The sequence below is a fragment of the Pseudomonas sp. EpS/L25 genome (genome assembly GCF_001512295.1).
Lineage (GTDB): Bacteria > Pseudomonadota > Gammaproteobacteria > Pseudomonadales > Pseudomonadaceae > Chryseomonas.
In genome coordinates this window covers 2,735-19,098 of record NZ_LNUP01000013.1, presented here as the reverse complement: position 1 = coordinate 19,098, position 16,364 = coordinate 2,735, and the positions used below count along the sequence as shown (strand labels likewise).

Here is a 16,364-nt window from a genome sequence, read left to right as displayed (position 1 = left end):
ACAAGGAAACCCGCATGACCTCCGTACCCGAGGATTTCACCGCCGTCGCCACCGCCAGCGAGGCGGTCGACCGTCTCGCGGCACTGCACGACGAGGCTACCCAGGCCCTGGGTGCTGCCCTCAAGCGCTATCTCAAGGATCGCGTCGAGCCGAGCGCGGCCGAGCGCGAGCTGTTCCGCTACCCCGAGATCCGCATTCGCTATCGCGCGCCCGGCGTGCCGCCAGCCACCACCCGCGCCTATGCCAAGATCCAGCTGCCGGGCACCTACGTGGCCACCGTGACCCATCCGGCGGCCTTTCGCGGCTATCTGCTGGAGCAGCTCGAGCCGTTGATGCGCGACTACGACCTCCAGGTCGAGATTGGTCGCAGTCGGCAGGACATCCCCTATCCCTACGTGGTGGAGCAGGGCGACGAATTGGCCGGCAGTGGCGTGACCGCCGCCGAGCTGGCACGGGTCTTCCCCAGCACCGATCTTTCCGCCGCCCACGACGACATCGCCGACGGCCACTACGACTGGGAGCGCATCGATCCGCTGCCGTTGGCGCTGTTCGACGCCGCCCGCACCGACTTCTCGCTGAGACGCATCGTCCACTACACCGGCAGCGACTGGCGCCACGTGCAGCCCTGGATCCTGCTGACCAACTACCATCGCTACGTTGACCAGTTCATCCAGCACGGTCTGGAACAGCTGCGCAGCGATCCGCGCTTCGAGCGCCTGGTGCTGCCGGGCAACGTCATCATCGAACGCGACATGGACCCCACCGAGGCCCAGGCGGTCATCGCCGCCATCGCCTGGCACCGCTTCCAGATGCCGGCCTACCACCTGATCGCCGGTGACGGCCATGGTGTCACCCTGGTCAACATCGGCGTCGGCCCGTCCAACGCCAAGAACATCACCGATCACCTGGCGGTGCTGCGTCCGCACTGCTGGCTGATGATCGGCCACTGTGGCGGTCTGCGACAGTCGCAGACCATCGGCGACTACGTGCTGGCCCACGCCTACATGAGACGCGACGGCATCCTCGACCGCGTGGTGCCACCGCACATCCCCATCCCGGCGCTGGCCGAGGTGCAGGTGGCGCTGCAGGAAGCCGCCGCCAGCGTCACCGGCGAACGCGGCGAGGCGCTCAAGCGCCGCCTGCGCACCGGCACCGTGCTGACCTACGACGACCGTAACTGGGAGCTGCGCTGGGCCCAGGAACGCCCGTTGATCAACCTGGCGCGCGCGGTGGCGGTGGACATGGAAAGCGGTACCATCGCCGCCCAGGGCTATCGCCTGCGGGTACCCTATGGCACCTTGCTGTGCGTGTCCGACAAGCCCCTGCACAGCGAGATCAAGCTGCCGGGCTCGGCCAACGCCTTCTATGCCCGCGCGGTGAGCCAGCACCTGGCCATCGGCATCGCCGCCCTGGACCAGCTGCGCACCCAGCTCGACTCCCTGCACTCGCGCAAGCTGCGCAGCTTCGACGAGCCGCCGTTCCGGTAGGGCGTCGATAGTGGGTGTGTCGGGCTTCGCTGTGCCCAACCCAACGTACGGACAGCGATGATTCAGGACCGACGGAAGCCGATAGTCGCTGGGATGACCCTCTCTCCCTCTGGGAGAAGGCTGGGGGTGAGGGTGCCCCCGGCAATGAATGTCCGGTGGAAAAGGCTGCGCCGTTTTCCACGCTACGGTGCTATATGGAGGCCGAGCGTCGCTCGGATGGCCCTGGGGTAAGGTCGTCCTTGCAGCCATGCTTCCATGGAAAAACTGCGCCGTTTTCCATGCTACGGTGCTAAGGGGCTGATCGCGGCCATGGCGGTCCGCCGGTGCGGCCGCTCCCACAGTACTCCCGGGGACTTTGTTGATCGCGGCCATGCGCCGCTCCTACAGGGGGTGATGCTTTTGTAGGAGCGGCCCATGGCCGCGATAGCACAACTCCACCGTCAAGACCCACCGATGGCGTTGTCCGGCATCTTGATTCTCCGCTTGGAAACCCCCTGTCATCGCTCCATCGGAACATCTCGTCGCCTGCTTCGGTCGGTTGCAGGAGGGGGTGAGTCCGCAGGTGTCACCGTTCGGTAAAGATCATGGATTTAACATTGATCTTCAGGGCGTCTGGCCCTAAAGTTCGCGCCCGAACGTCCATGCTGGAAACGATCCATCCGGCTCAAGTACCGACGACGAGACAGCGAGGTCAACGCCAGTACGCGTTGACCTTTTTGCTTTCGGCGATGTGCCTTGGGAAGTAGGCGAACCAAAGTGGGGAAACGGATTAGGCGTTCAGAACACCCCCTCATTCAATTTGTTCTGCCCATCGGGAGTCCGACGCATGTCCATCAAGGTCGAAGATTACTATTCTCGCGAAACCTTCCAGAAGATGAAGGCCTTCGCCGACCAGCAGGAAACCCCCTTCGTCGTCATCGATACCGCCACCATTTCGCGGGCCTATGACGACCTGGTGAACAACTTCCCCTTCGCCAAGATCTACTACGCGGTCAAGGCCAACCCGGCCATCGAGATCACCGAGTTGCTGCGCGACAAGGGCTCGAACTTCGACATCGCCTCCCGTTACGAGCTGGACAAGGTGATTTCCGCCGGGGTCGGTCCGGAGCGCATCAGCTACGGTAACACCATCAAGAAGGCACGTGACGTCCGCTACTTCTACGAGAAGGGCATCCGCCTGTTCGCCACCGACTCCGAGGCCGATCTGCGCAACATCGCCAAGGCCGCCCCGGGCGCCAAGGTCTATGTGCGTATCCTCACCGAGGGTTCCGATTCCGCCGACTGGCCGCTGTCGCGCAAGTTCGGTTGCAACCCGGACATGGCCCTGGACCTGTTGATCCTGGCCAAGCAGCTGGGCCTGGATCCCTATGGCATCTCCTTCCACGTGGGCAGCCAGCAGCGTGACATCGACGTCTGGGACGCCGCTATCGCCAAGGTCAAGGTGATCTTCCAGCGTCTCAAGGAAGAAGACGGCATCACCCTGAAGATGATCAACATGGGCGGCGGCTTCCCGGCCAACTACATCCAGCGCACCAACAGCCTGGAGACCTACGCCGAGGAGATCATCCGCTTCCTCAAGGAGGACTTCGGTGACGAGCTGCCGGAAATCATCCTGGAGCCGGGCCGTTCGCTGATCGCCAACGCCGGCATCCTGGTCAGCGAGGTGGTGCTGGTGGCGCGCAAGTCGCGTACCTCCGTGGAGCGCTGGGTCTACACCGACGTGGGCAAGTTCTCCGGCCTGATCGAAACCATGGACGAGTCCATCAAGTTCCCCATCTGGACCGAGAAGAAGGGCGAGATGGAAGAGGTGGTGATCGCCGGCCCCACCTGCGACAGCGCCGACATCATGTACGAGCAGTACAAGTACGGCCTGCCGCTGAACCTGGCCAGCGGTGATCGCCTCTACTGGCTGTCCACCGGTGCCTACACCACCAGCTACAGCGCGGTGGAATTCAACGGCTTCCCGCCGCTGAAGTCCTTCTACCTCTAAGCCCGAGCGTCGTACCCAAGCCCGTCTCCCGCAAGGAAGGCGGGCTTTTTCATGCCCGCGAAACGAGGCGTATCCACTGTGTCAGGAGTTGTCACGAATAATTTACATTCGCTATGGATTTGATAATCGTTTGCAAATAGAATCGCGCCGCATTCACAAAAGGAGGCGGCTCGCCATCATGTCCAAGGAACTTTCCTCGCTGTCCCAGCGCCGTTTGCTGCTTTCCACCTTCAGTGTCGCGGTCGCGTCCCTGTCCACCGGCGTTGTCGCCCAGGAAGCCCGGGAGCCGGTGACCAAGCTGGAGAGCCTGACCATCGAGGGTCGGACGCAGGAGGAGGGCTTCAAGACCGAGCAGTCCGCCTCGCGCAAGTACACGGCGCCGCTGCTGGACACCCCGCAGACCGTCACCACGGTGCCGGCGCAGGTCATCCAGGACCAGCAGGCGCTGAGCCTGAGATCGGTACTGTCCAACGTCTCCGGCATCACCTTCAACGCCGGTGAGGGCGGCGGTGGTTCCGGCGACAGCATCAACATCCGGGGTTTCAGCGCCAACTCGAACATCCAGATCGACGGCCTGCGCGACAGCACCCAGACCAATCGCACCGACACCTTCAACCTGGAGTCGGTGGAGGTCATCAAGGGGCCCAACTCGGTGTTCGGCGGCGCTGGCACCACCGGCGGCTCCATCAACCTGATCAGCAAGAAGCCCCAGGAGCGCCAGTTCACCCGCATCGGTGCGGGTCTGGGCACCGACAGCTATCGCCGGCTGACCCTGGACAGCAACCAGCCGCTGCAGGGCGTGGGGAGCGATAGCGCCTTCCGCCTGAACCTGATGGCCCACGAGAACGACGTGCCCGGTCGCGACCAGATCGACCGCGAGCGCTGGGGTATCGCGCCGTCGCTGGCCCTGGGCCTGTCGGACGATACCCGCCTGACCCTGAGCTATTTCCACCAGACCGACAACAACCAGCCCGACTACGGCGTGCCGGCCCTCAACGGCAAACGCCTGGCCGGGGTGGATCGCGACGCCTATTTCGGCTTCAACAACATCGACAAGGAAGACATCAACAACAATGTCTTCACCGTGGAGCTGGAACACAGCTTCAACGACAACCTGAACCTGCAGAACCTGACCCGCTACAGCCGTATCGAGCGCGACGTGGTGATCTCGGCCTCCCACGTCAACCTGGCGGGCGTGGCGCCGGGCCGCTATCGCCCGGCCGGGCCGCAAGGCTATGGCCGCGACGTGACCGCGGAGATGTGGATCAACCAGACCAACCTGACCGGCACCTTCGACACCTTCGGCCTGGGCCATTCCTTCGTGCTGGGCGCCGAGTTCTCCCGCGAGGACTACGACCGCGACACCTACAGCTACGGCCTCACCTTCCCGGCCGCCGGCTATTCCCTGGCTGCGCCGCCGGAGCGCTATGACGGCGCGACCGACAAGCAGACCTCGGCCATCGCCAACAACGTGCTGACCGACAAGGCCGTCTATGCCTTCGACACCATCGCGCTGAATCAGTACTGGGATCTGAACCTGGGCCTGCGCTATGACTGGTTCGACGGCGACAGCGACACCACGGCGGTCAGCAACGGCGTGCGTGGTGCCAAGACCCACCTGAGTTCCGATGACGCCAAGCTGAGCGGCCGGGCTGGCCTGGTATTCAAGCCCGCGCCCAATGGCCGTGTCTACGTGGCCTATGGCACGTCCTTCAACCCCTCGGCGGAGAGCCTGACCTCCACCGGTGCCGGTCTGAACGCAGCCAACCAGGATCTGGGCCCGGAGAAGAACAAGACCTGGGAACTGGGCACCAAGTGGGAATTCCTCGACAAGCGCCTGGAGCTGGATGGTGCCCTGTTCCGCGTCGAGAAAACCAACGCCCGGGAAACCCTGGTCGACGGCAGCACCGCGCTGGCCGGCGAGCAGCGCGTGCAGGGCATCGAGCTGGGCGCCACCGGACGCATCACCCAACAGTGGAACGTCTACGCCAACTTCACCTTTCTCGACAGCGAGACGCTCAAGGCCGCCGATACCCCGGACGGGCGCAATCGCGAAGGCCAGGCCCTGGCCAACACGCCGCCGCGGTCGCTCAATCTCTGGACCACTTACGAGCTGCCGGCCGGCTGGCGAGTGGGCTATGGTGCGCGCTACGTCAGCGAGCGCAACGTGACCTCGAGCAACGACGGCGCCAAGCTCGATGCCTACTGGCTGCACAATGCCATGGTCGGCTATCGGGTGAACCGCAATGTCGACCTGCAGCTCAACGTCAACAATGTCTTCGACAAGGACTACGTGGAGCGGGTGCGCTCGCAACTCGGCGCGACCACGCGCTCGTCGGCCATCGAGTATGGCGATGCGCGTTCCGCCATCCTGACCGCGACCTACAGCTTCTGAGGTCGCCTGAAGCAACCGAAGCCCTGCCGCCGCGGGGCTTTCGGCTTTGAGGAGAAAACCACCGATGATGATCAGCGTTCCAGGCGTGCTGACGCCCGAGCAGGTAAGGGATTGCCGGGAGCGGCTGGAGGCTGCCGCCTGGGCCGATGGCAAGCATACCGCCGGCTTCCAGTCGGCCATGGCCAAGGACAATCTGCAGTTGCCGGCGGACGAGCCGGCGGCGCGCGCGGTAGGCGAGCTGCTCCAGCAGGCCCTGGCGCGGCATCCGCTGTTCGTCGCGGCGGCGCTGCCGGCACGGGTGTTTCCGCCGCTGTTCAACCTCTACCGCGGTGGCCAGTCCTTCGGCCTGCATGTGGACAATGCCCTGCGTGCGCTGCCGGATGGCAGCGGCTACCTGCGCACCGACCTCTCCGCCACGCTGTTCTTCTGCGAGCCGGACGAATACGACGGTGGCGAGCTGGTGGTGGAAGACACCTATGGCGCCCACAGCGTCAAGCTGGCGGCAGGCGATCTGATCCTCTATCCGGCCAGCAGCCTGCACCGGGTGCTGCCGGTCACCCGCGGTACCCGGCTGTGTTCCTTCTTCTGGATCCAGAGCCTGGTGCGCGATGCCGGTCAGCGCGGCCAGCTGTTCGAACTGGACCAGGGTATCCAGCGGGCGGCGGCCGAGCTGGGGCAGGGCCACGAGGCCTGCCTGCAGCTGACCGGCGTCTATCACAACCTCCTGCGGCTGTGGGCCCAGCCCTGATCCGCGGGAGTCTGTTCCAGCTGCACAGCTTGCTCGGGCTGGCGGCGGGCCTGGTGCTGATGGTGCTGGGGGTGACGGGAGCGCTCTACAGCTTCCAGCTGGAGTTGCTGGAGCTGCTCAATCCGCCGCCGACCGCCGCGACGCCGGACCGGCGCCCCCTGACGCTGCCGGAGGTGCGGCAGCGCCTGCTCGCTCCGGGTCAGGAATTGAGTTTCGTCTCCAGCATGGCCGGGGAAGGCTACGGACTGCTCGGCCTGGCGCCGACGAGTGGCCAGGGCCGTGGCGAGGTGCTGCTGTTCGATCGCTACACGGGCGAGGTGCTGATGGCGCCCCGCGGCCAGACGTTCTTTCGTCTGGTCCTGGACCTGCACCGCTCCCTGGCCCTGGGACCGGTAGGCAAGGCCTTGACCGGAGCCGCCACCCTGATCCTGCTGGTGCTCTGCCTGTCCGGCCTCTATTTGCGTTGGCCACGCCAGGTGCGCCGCTGGCGTGCCTGGCTGGCGTTGGATTGGGGGCGGCGCGGGCGCAGTTTTCACTGGGACCTGCACGCCGTGGTCGGCACCTGGTGCCTGCTGTTCTATCTGCTGGCGGCGCTTACCGGCCTCTACTGGTCCTACGGCTGGTACCGCGAGGCCAGTGAGCGACTGCTGGGCGCGGCGCCGGAGCCCCGGACCTCGGGCGTGGTGGCGCGCCAGGACGTGGACCTGGATGCGCTCTGGCAGAGTTTTCGGCAGGAGACCGGCGGACGGGTCGAGGGCTACGGCCTGTTGCTGCCCAATCCGGGACGCAAGGTCAGCCATCCGACCCTCTGGTACCTGCCCGACGATGCCGAGCATGTCCGTGCCCTCAATCGCCTCGTCTTCGACGGCCAGGGGCGGGTGCTCGATCATCGCCGCTACCGCGAGCAGCCGCTCGGCGCCCGGTTGCTGCTCAGCGTCTATGCCCTGCACTCGGGTGAATACTTCGGCTCGATGGGGCGGGTAGCCATGGCGCTCGCCAGCCTGGCCATGCCGTTGTTCCTGGTGACCGGGCTCTGGCTCTATCTGGATCGGCGGCGCAAACGTCGCCAGGCACGCCAGGTGCGGGCTGCTCTGGCTCCTGCTACGGACGGTGCCGCCGACTGGCTGATCGGCTACGCCAGCCAGAGTGGCCAGGGTGAGGCCTTGGCCTGGCAGGCGGCTGGCCAGTTGCAGGCGGCGGGGTTGGCCACCGAGGTCGTTCCGCTCGGCCGCCTGGATATCGAACGTTTGCAGAGTGCTGCGCGCGCCCTGTTCATCGTCGCCACCCACGGCGATGGCGAGGCACCGGATGCGGCACGTGGTTTCGAGCGGCGAGTGCTGACCGCCACGACGTCGCTGTCGACGCTCGGCTATGGGGTGCTGGCCCTGGGCGACCGGCGCTATGAGCGTTACTGCGCCTTCGCCCAGCGGCTGGACGCCTGGTTGGACGCGCAAGACGCCCGGTCGTTGTTCGCCAGGGTGGAGGTGGACAACGGTGACCAGCGGGCTTTGGGGCTCTGGCGCGGGCAATTGCAGGCCCTGAGTGGCGTGGTGGCCGAGGCTCCGGTCGAATGCGCCCTGCTGGCCTGGCAGCTGGAAGACCGGCAGTGCCTCAATGCCGGCAGTCCTGGCGGGCCGGCGTTCGAGTTACGGCTCAGGCCGCCGCCAGGCAGCCACTGGGCGCCGGGTGACATCCTGGAAGTCGCCCCTCGGCAGAGCGCTGCGGGGGTCGCTGCCTGGTTGCAATCGCTTGGGCTGGACGCCACGACGCCCGTTGCGGTCGACGGGACCGCCATGCCCCTAGCCGCCGCCCTGGAAAGGCGTTGGCTGCCGGATGACCAGGCGCCTCTGCTCGGTCTTGACGCCCAGGCGCTGCTGGCGACGCTCCTACCCCTGTCCCTGCGCCAGTACTCCATCGCTTCGCTGCCGGAGGAAGGCGCGCTGCGGCTGCTGGTGCGCCAGGAGCGCAAGGCCGACGGGCGCCTGGGCATCGCCTCCGGTTGGCTGACCACGGTTCTGCAACCGGGCGACCTGGTACTGGCGCAGTTGCGCGCACACCCCGGCTTCAGACCGCCGCTGGATGGGCGTCCACTCATCCTGATCGCGGCCGGTACGGGGCTTGCCGGCGTCCGGCCGCTGCTGGCGGCGCGCATCGCGGCGGGCTACCGACGCAATTGGCTACTGTTCGGCGAACGCACGGTTGCGTATGACGATTTCTATGGCGCGGAGCTGGACACCTGGCAGGCCCAGGGCGCGCTGGCGCGGCTGGACCGGGTGTTCTCCCGCGAGGGCGAGGGCTACGTGCAGGATCGCTTGCTTCGACAGGCAAATCTGCTGCACGACTGGCTGGCAGAAGGGGCGACGATCATGGTCTGCGGCAGTCTGCCGGGGCTCGGTCGTGGGGTGCACGCCACCCTGCAGGCGCTGCTCGGTGAAGACGAAGTCCAGCGGCTGCTGGAAGAGGATCGCTACCGCCGCGACCTGTACTAGACCTAGGCCCGGGCGATGCACCAGACGCCAATGCCGATCAGCACCACGCCGGCCAGCTTGCCCAGGGTGACCGGGTCCTGGCGAAAGCCGGCCCAGCCGAAATGATCCAGGCTCAGGGACATGGCCAGTTGGCCGGCGATGACCAGCGCCATGAACAGGGTGGCGCCGATGCGTGGCCCGGCGAACGCGGCCATGGCGATGAAGAAGGCGCCCAGCAGGCCGCCGCACCAGTGCCACCAGTGCAGTTCGCGCAAGGCGCCCAGGGTGGGCACGCCGCGCTGCCAGAGGGTCAGCCCGAGCAGGGCGAGCAAACCCACCATGAAGGAGATGGAGGCCGCGGCGAAAACGCTGGAGAAGTGCCGGGCGAGTTGACCGTTGATGCCGGCTTGCAACGGCAGGCAGGCACCGGCGACGAAGGGCAGGACGAGTAGCCACCAGACGGGCATCGACAGGACTCCAGACAGAAAAAAGGCCGCGCAGTATGCCCCAGGGTGGGGCGAAGCGGTCGAACCGGCGACTCCCGGTTGGGCTCCAAGCCCTGTCAGCAGGGGAGAAATCGCCATGGCGCCACCCACGCAGGAATCTCTTCCGATTCATGAAGACCTGGGGTTGCAACGCTGGATCTGGCGTTGTGAACGCCTGGGCTGGGTGCTGTTGGGCCTGTTCGTGGCGCTGGCCCTGGCCGGGTTGTTCGCCAGCGGCGGACCCTGGGCCCAGGCGACGCGCGTCAGCCCGGACGGCCAGCTCAAGGTGACCTACGAACCCTTCCAGCGCCGCGGTGCCCCGGCGACCCTTACCCTGGAACTGGCGCCCGGCAGCACCCGCATCGGCCTGGACGAACGCCTGGTGGCCGACTGGACGGTGGAAGCCCTCTATCCGCAGCCCCAGCGCATGACCAGCAGTGATGGCGTGCTCTGGCTCGACCTGGTGTCGGGGACGGGACCGAGTCGCCTGCACCTGGCCCTGCGCCCGGATGCCCTGGGCGCGGTCGACTGGCGGCTCCTGAGACCTGGCCAGGCGCCCCTTACGCTGTCGACCTTCATCTACCCCTGAGGACTCGCCATGGAATCCGTATCGCGCGCCGCGGCCATCTACGTCTTCCTGCTGGTGCTCTTTCGCATCACCGGCCGTCGGGCCCTGTCGGAGATCACCACCTTCGATTTCGTCCTGCTGCTGGTGATCGGCGAAGCCACCCAGCAGGCCCTGCTGGGGGATGACTTCTCGGTGATCAACGCCTTCGTGGTGATCGCCACCCTGGTGCTGATCGATATCCTGCTCTCGCTGTTCAAGCGGCGCTCGCCCCAGGTGGGGCGCTTTCTCGATGGGGTGCCACTGATCGTGGTGGAGTACGGCAAGCCGCTGACGCAGCGGCTGCGCAAGGCTCGCCTGACCGAGGAGGACATCCTCGAAGCGGCGCGGCAGAGTCAGGGGCTGGAGCGGCTGGAGCAGATCCGCTTCGCGGTGCTGGAAAAGAATGGGCAAATTTCGGTGATACCCGAGCCGGATGCGAAATGATCCGGCTGGGCGACGCGAGAAGGGCAGGCTGATCCTGCCCTTCTTCATGGTCTGGATGAAGCCGTGTTACCGCTGGCCGCCGCCGCTGTTCTGGCCACCCTTGCGACCGGCCTCGGAGGCCTTCTCGCGGTCGTTGGCGAAGTTGCCGCCGCTGTTCTGACCGCCCTTGCTGCCGGCCTCGGCGGCACGCTCGGGATCGTTGGCGAAATTGCCGCCGCTGTTCTCACCGCCCTTGCGGCCGGCTTCGGCAGCCTTTTCACGGTCGCTGGCGAAGTTGCCGGGATTGGAGTTGTCGGTACTCATCGTGAATTCCTCTTGCTCGTGGACTGGAGGAGCCAGGCCCACCCGGACGTGGCTCCGCTACCGGGGGAGGTGCCTAGCGGCTTCCGCCCTTGCGTCCGGCTTCGGCAGCCTTTTCGCGATCATTGGCGAAATTGCCGCCACTGTTCTGGCCGCCCTTGCGCCCGGCCTCGGCGGCCTTTTCACGGTCATTGGCGAAGTTGCCGGGATTGGAATTCGAATGCTTGGTGGTCATGGTCGCTCTACCTCTTTGTGGGAATGTAGTGCAGAACTCATTGCCTGCCTGGGTATTGAGGGGCGGGCGCGGCGAGGTTTCCCGGCGAGGAGATGGGTGGTCGCTGGCCATCCGCCACTACCAGAGCTGTATCTAGATTCGGCCGAAGGGCGGTCCAACCTGGCCGCTGGGCTGGACGACGCGTGATGCCTGGCGGGGGCGACAAAACCTGGACGCAGCGGTGCCGCTGCGTCCAATTCCTGTGGCTTTTACCCTGTACGACGGGTGGCGCCTGGCTAGAAGCCGTCGATGGGAATCTTCAGGTAGCGCCGGCCATTGGCCTCGGCTGGCGGCAGGGTGCCGGCGCGGATGTTCACCTGGATGGCTGGCAGGATCAGCGTCGGCATGGCCAGGGTGGCGTCGCGGCGAGTCCGCAGGGCGACGAAGGCGTCTTCGTCCACGCCATCACGGACGTGTACGTTGAGGGCACGCTCTTCGCCCACCGTGGTTTCGTAGCGCGGTTCGCGCCCTGCGGGCGGATAGTCGTGGCACAGATAGAGCCGCGTGGCTTCCGGCAGCGCCAGCAGCCGGCGGATCGAGCGATAGAGGTCGCGGGCGCTGCCACCGGGGAAGTCGCAACGGGCCGAGCCGACATCCGGCATGAAGAGGGTGTCGCCAACGAAGACGTGCTCCTCCTCCACCTGATAGGCCATGTCCGCCGGCGTATGACCGGGTACGTGCAGGGCGCGGGCGCTGAGGGCGCCGATGTGGAAGACCTCGTCGGGCTGGAACAGGTGGTCGAACTGGGAGCCGTCGAGGCGAAATTCCGGCTCCAGGTTGAAGACGTCCTTGAAGGCGCCCTGGACGCGGCGGATGCCTTCGCCGATGGCGATGCGCCCGCCCAGTTGCCGGCGCAGGTAGGGCGCGGCGGAGAGGTGGTCGGCGTGGGCATGGGTCTCCAGCAGCCACTCCACGGTCAGCCCCTGATCGCGCACGAAGCGGGCGACGCGATCCGCCGACAGGGTGGCGGTGCGGCCCGAATGTGGATCGTAGTCCAGCACCGAGTCGACGATGGCGCAGCGGCTGCCGGGCGCCTCGTAGATCACATAGGTGAAGGTGGACGTGGTGGCGTCGAAGAAGGGTTCGATGCGCGGAGTCATGACCGGGCCTCGTGAGCGAAGGGATGGTTCACCTTACCACGGGGCTCCGCCGCTCCGCGGCGTGCCTCGTCGCCGCAGGCCGTATGGACTACAGCAGACCGTTCGTCGCCCCGCTACGGAATTGCAACGGATGCAACAGGATGTTTCGATACCTCCGAGGTAACGTGCGCCGGTCAAGTCCGCTGCGTCGAGGTCAAGCGTGTCTACAACCGATTCCCTGGCCAAGTCGGCGGCGCAGCCCCTGCGATTCGCCCTGGTCGGTGCTGTGGCCACCGGAGTCCACATGGCCGTCGCCGCCCTGCTGTTGGGGATATGGAGCTGGCCAGCCTATCTTGCCAATCTGGGCGCCTTCCTGGTCGCTTTCGGCGTTTCCTATTTGGGTCACCGCTATCTGACCTTCGCCCGTACCGGCTCGCCGTGGCGCTTCCTGCTGGTGGCGCTGGCCGGCTTCGGCCTCAACAATCTGTTGCTGACCGGGCTGCTCGCCTGTGGCCTGCCGGCGCTCTATGCACTCCTGGCCGCCACCGCCCTGGTGCCGGTGTTCAGCTATCTGCTGTCATCCCTGTGGGTGTTCCGATGAGCGATGCCGTGAAGCTTTCCCTGGTGGTGCCGGTCTTCAACGAAGAGCTGGCCATCGGGCTTTTTTACCAGGCGGTCTGCCTCCATCCCGAGCTGTCGCGGCACGATCTGGAGCTGTTGTTCGTCGACGATGGCAGCCGCGACGGCAGTGCCCGAGTACTGGAGCGTCTGCACCGAGAAGACCCGCGAGTGGTGCTGCTGCAGCTGTCGCGCAATTTCGGCAAGGAGGCGGCGCTGTTCGCTGGCATCGAGCACGCCACGGGGGACGTGGTGGTGCCGCTGGACGTGGATCTGCAGGACCCGCTGGACGTCATCCCGCGATTGCTCGAACAGTGGCGGCAAGGCGCCGACGTGGTGCTGGCCAAGCGCGTCAATCGCAGCAGCGACAGCCCGCTCAAGCGCCTGACCGCCGAGGGGTTCTATCGCCTGCACAACCGTATCGCCCAGACGCCCATCGAGGAGAACGTCGGCGATTTCCGGCTGATGAGTCGCGAGGTGGTGGACGCCATCAAGGACCTGCCGGAGCGCAACCTGTTCATGAAGGGCATCCTCTCCTGGGTCGGCTTCGACACCCGCGTGGTGGAATACGAGCGCGCCCCGCGCAGCGCCGGCAGCAGCAAGTTCAACGGCTGGAAGCTATGGAACCTGGCGCTGGAAGGCTTCACCTCCTTCAGCACCGTGCCGCTGCGGCTGTGGACCTATCTCGGTGGCGGCGTCGCCCTGCTGTCGCTGGCCTATGCCGGGGTCATGGTGTTCCGCAAGCTGGTATTCGGTAATCCGGTGCCGGGCTATCCCTCGCTGATGACCGCCATTCTCTTCTTCGGCGGCGTACAGTTGATCGGCATCGGAGTGCTGGGCGAATACATCGGCCGCATCTACATAGAAACCAAGCGGCGGCCGCGCTATGTGCTCAAGCGCGGGGCGAAGCGCGACGGCTAATACCGCGCCTGCTGCATCTCCCTGAGCCGACTCAGGGTGCGGCGGAAGGGGAATTCCAGAAAGCCACGGGTGTACAGCCGCTCCAGCGGCACGGCGGCGTTCAGGTAGAGCGAGCGGCGGCGGTCGTAGGCTTCGTCGACCAGGGCGATGAAGCGGCGCACGGCGTCATCCTGCGGCGCCAGGCGGGGCAATTCGCGGTCGCCCGCGACCACGCGCTCCACGCCGTCTTCCGTGCCGCGAGCGATGCGCCCTTCGCGGGGATCACCCGACAGGCAGGGCACGCCGTCCAGCAGCAGGGTGGGAAAGCTCGTGCAGAGGTCGATGTAGTCGGAGGTCGCCCAGGTGCCCTGGCAGAGGGTGGCGAAGTCCAGCCAGAGGGCGCTTGGCGCCCGCTTTATCACGGGCAACAGGCGCCCGCCGATTGCCAGGGGCTCGCAGGTGGTCGCCTGCCCGGCGGTGAGGCGTTCGAAGGTGGTGGCCAGGGCAGCAGGCTCGTTCACCCAGTAGCGGGGTTCGGGTTCGCCCTCGTGCAGGCGGTGATCCTGGCCGCCGTCCACTTCCAGTACGTCCAGCTGCGCCTGGAGCGCGGCGATGGCCGGCAGCAGGCGCTCGCGGTTGAAGCCGCCGGCATAGAGCTGCTCCGGCGGCTGGTTGGAGGTGACCACCAGCACCAGGCCCTGGTCCAGCAGGGCGCGCAGCAGGCCGCCCACCAGGATGGCGTCGCCGATGTCGCTGACGAAGAGTTCGTCGAAGCACAGCACCCGTACCTCGGCGGCCAGTTCCCGGGCCAGCACCTGCAGGGGATCGCGGGTGCCGGCGAGCTGGAACTGGCGCTGGTGCACCCAGCGCATGAAGTGATGGAAATGCTGGCGGCGGGCGGGCACCGGCAGGCTGGCGTGGAACAGGTCCAGCAGCCAGGTCTTGCCACGGCCGACCGGCCCCCAGAGATAGAGACCGCGTGCCGGACGGCCCGCCAGCAGCGCCGTGTGGCAGGCTTCCAGCTGCAGGGCGGCGGCTTCCTGGGCTGCATCGGGCAACCGGTCGCCACGGGCCAGGGCCTGGTGATAGGCAGCGAGGGGGGAAAGGGCAGTCGACATGGCCGCCACTCTAGCGCCCACCCCGACGCCAGACCATGCCTCGGCGGAATGATGTGAGTCCTTTATAGCGTTTGAAGGCCAGCCGCGACGGTTCGATAGTACGAAGCGATCGCTGCCGGACGCGCCTGGCAGCCCTCCGCTATCCCGACTGGAGCCCGTCATGGCCGCCGCTTCCACCCTGCACCTCGCCCAATGCCTCGCCTCCGTGGGCGTCTCCGAGATCCTCAAGATCACCGAGCGCGCCAACGCCCTGCGCCGCCAGGGCGCCGACCTGCTGGTGCTGGGCGCGGGCGAGCCGGACTTCGATACCCCGGAGCACATCAAGGAGGCGGCGATCCAGGCCATTCGCGCCGGCCACACCAAGTACACGGTGCTCGACGGCAGCCCGGCGCTCAAGGAGGCCATCCGCCGCAAGTTCGCCCGGGAGAACGACCTGGTGTTCGCCCAGGACGAGGTGACCGCCTCGGCCGGTGCCAAACAGGTGATCTTCAACGCCATGATGGCGACCCTGGACGCGGGTGACGAGGTGATCATTCCCGCGCCCTTCTGGGTGACCTATGCCGACATCGTCACCATCCTCGGCGGCACGCCGGTGGTACTGCCGTGCCGTGAGGCAGACGGCTTCCGCCTCACCGCCGAGGCCCTGGAGGCGGCCATCACCCCGCGCACCCGCTGGGTGATGCTCAACTCGCCGTCCAACCCCTCGGGGGCGGCCTATGGCGAGGAACACTATCGCCCGCTGCTGGAGGTGCTACTGCGCCATCCGCAGGTCTGGCTGATGGTCGACGACATGTACGAACACATTCTCTACGACGGCTTTCGCTTCGTTACCCCGGCGGCGCTGGAGCCGCGACTGCGCGAGCGGACCCTGACCATCAACGGCGTCTCCAAGGCCTATGCCATGACCGGTTGGCGCCTGGGCTATGCCGGTGGACCTAAGGCGCTGATCCAGGCCATGGCCAGTGTGCAGAGCCAGGTGACCTCCTGCCCCTGCTCGGTCAGCCAGGCCGCGGCCATCGCCGCCCTGGATGGGCCGCAGGACATCGTGCGCGAGCGTTGCGAGCTGTTCCGCGAGCGACGGGATCTGGTGGTGGACGCGCTGAACGCGGTGCCGGGTCTGTCGGCGCGGCGGCCCGAGGGGGCCTTCTACGTCTACGCCAGTTGCGCGGGGGTATTGGGTCGGCGGACGCCGGGCGGGGAGCTGATCGATAGCGATACGGCCTTTGCCCGCTACCTCATGGACGAGGGCGGGGTGGCGGTGGTGCCAGGCTCGGCCTTCGGCCTGGCGCCTTACTTCCGGGTTTCCTACGCCACCTCCTACGAGGTGCTGGAGGAAGCCTGCCGCCGGATCGCCGAGGCGACCCGGCGGCTGCTGGCCTGATCAGCCGGCCGGCGGGGCGGGGGGCGCCGGCGGTTGTGCGCCCGGGGCAACCGGCTGGACGCCGGGCGGC

At 66.7% G+C, this 16,364-nt stretch carries 14 protein-coding genes and 1 pseudogene; 10 read left to right on the top strand and 5 right to left on the bottom strand.

Translation table 11 applies throughout. The annotated features are described in order from the left end of the window. Window positions 1-14 precede the first annotated feature (14 nt). From amn to AR540_RS14055, 5 genes are all read left to right on the top strand, one after another. Entirely contained in the window at window positions 15-1,487 is a 1,473-nt protein-coding gene (gene amn, locus AR540_RS14075) for an AMP nucleosidase (protein ID WP_059229834.1), read from the top strand. 826 nt (window positions 1,488-2,313) lie between these two features. Beyond that, a complete protein-coding gene (locus tag AR540_RS14070) occupies window positions 2,314-3,477 on the top strand; it encodes a type III PLP-dependent enzyme (protein ID WP_059229833.1) in 1,164 nt (387 codons plus the stop codon). 178 nt (window positions 3,478-3,655) lie between these two features. Further along, the gene (locus AR540_RS14065; protein WP_059229832.1) at window positions 3,656-5,872 is read left to right on the top strand and encodes a TonB-dependent receptor; all 2,217 of its coding nucleotides are present in this window, start codon (window positions 3,656-3,658) and stop codon (window positions 5,870-5,872) included. A 64-nt stretch (window positions 5,873-5,936) separates the two neighbouring features. Further along, window positions 5,937-6,620 carry a Fe2+-dependent dioxygenase gene (locus tag AR540_RS14060; protein ID WP_059229831.1) on the top strand — a complete coding sequence of 228 codons (684 nt, stop codon included), beginning with the start codon at window positions 5,937-5,939 and terminating at the stop codon, window positions 6,618-6,620. Then, window positions 6,620-9,109: a PepSY domain-containing protein gene (locus AR540_RS14055; RefSeq protein ID WP_059229998.1), complete on the top strand. Its 2,490-nt coding sequence runs from the start codon at window positions 6,620-6,622 to the stop codon at window positions 9,107-9,109. The genes AR540_RS14060 and AR540_RS14055 overlap by 1 nt, the downstream gene beginning before the upstream one ends. Window positions 9,110-9,111: 2 nt before the next feature. On the opposite strand, the gene AR540_RS14050 is transcribed toward AR540_RS14055, so the two are convergent. Beyond that, entirely contained in the window at window positions 9,112-9,561 is a 450-nt protein-coding gene (locus AR540_RS14050; protein ID WP_236712076.1) for a DMT family transporter, read from the bottom strand. Window positions 9,562-9,670: 109 nt separating this feature from the next. Here AR540_RS14050 and AR540_RS14045 point away from each other — a divergent pair, with 109 nt between their 5' ends. After that, window positions 9,671-10,162: a hypothetical protein gene (locus tag AR540_RS14045; RefSeq protein WP_059229829.1), complete on the top strand. Its 492-nt coding sequence runs from the start codon at window positions 9,671-9,673 to the stop codon at window positions 10,160-10,162. Between the two features lie 9 nt (window positions 10,163-10,171). Next, window positions 10,172-10,624, top strand: a complete 453-nt coding sequence (locus AR540_RS14040) for a DUF421 domain-containing protein (RefSeq protein ID WP_059229828.1) — start codon at window positions 10,172-10,174, stop codon at window positions 10,622-10,624. 66 nt (window positions 10,625-10,690) lie between these two features. On the opposite strand, the gene AR540_RS14035 is transcribed toward AR540_RS14040, so the two are convergent. The 3 genes and pseudogenes from AR540_RS14035 to AR540_RS14025 form a co-directional block, all read right to left on the bottom strand. Beyond that, on the bottom strand, window positions 10,691-10,927 hold the full coding sequence (locus AR540_RS14035; protein WP_153014247.1) for a general stress protein: 237 nt from the start codon (window positions 10,925-10,927) through the stop codon (window positions 10,691-10,693). A gap of 73 nt (window positions 10,928-11,000) precedes the next feature. Continuing rightward, a pseudogene (locus AR540_RS14030) lies at window positions 11,001-11,132 on the bottom strand (general stress protein); the annotation flags it as partial. A 302-nt stretch (window positions 11,133-11,434) separates the two neighbouring features. After that, window positions 11,435-12,298 carry an MBL fold metallo-hydrolase gene (locus AR540_RS14025; RefSeq protein ID WP_059229825.1) on the bottom strand — a complete coding sequence of 288 codons (864 nt, stop codon included), beginning with the start codon at window positions 12,296-12,298 and terminating at the stop codon, window positions 11,435-11,437. 199 nt (window positions 12,299-12,497) lie between these two features. Between AR540_RS14025 and AR540_RS14020 the strand changes: the two genes are divergently transcribed. Both AR540_RS14020 and AR540_RS14015 read left to right on the top strand, forming a co-directional pair. Beyond that, entirely contained in the window at window positions 12,498-12,878 is a 381-nt protein-coding gene (locus AR540_RS14020; protein WP_153014246.1) for a GtrA family protein, read from the top strand. Between the two features lie 8 nt (window positions 12,879-12,886). Next, on the top strand, window positions 12,887-13,816 hold the full coding sequence (locus AR540_RS14015; protein WP_059229996.1) for a glycosyltransferase family 2 protein: 930 nt from the start codon (window positions 12,887-12,889) through the stop codon (window positions 13,814-13,816). On the opposite strand, the gene zapE is transcribed toward AR540_RS14015, so the two are convergent. Beyond that, complete coding sequence (gene zapE / locus AR540_RS14010) at window positions 13,813-14,913, bottom strand: cell division protein ZapE (RefSeq protein ID WP_059229824.1); 1,101 nt, start codon at window positions 14,911-14,913, stop codon at window positions 13,813-13,815. The genes AR540_RS14015 and zapE overlap by 4 nt on opposite strands. A 160-nt stretch (window positions 14,914-15,073) precedes the next feature. On the opposite strand from zapE, the gene AR540_RS14005 reads away from it, so the two are divergent. Then, on the top strand, window positions 15,074-16,294 hold the full coding sequence (locus tag AR540_RS14005; protein ID WP_059229823.1) for a pyridoxal phosphate-dependent aminotransferase: 1,221 nt from the start codon (window positions 15,074-15,076) through the stop codon (window positions 16,292-16,294). Window positions 16,295-16,364: the final 70 nt, after the last annotated feature.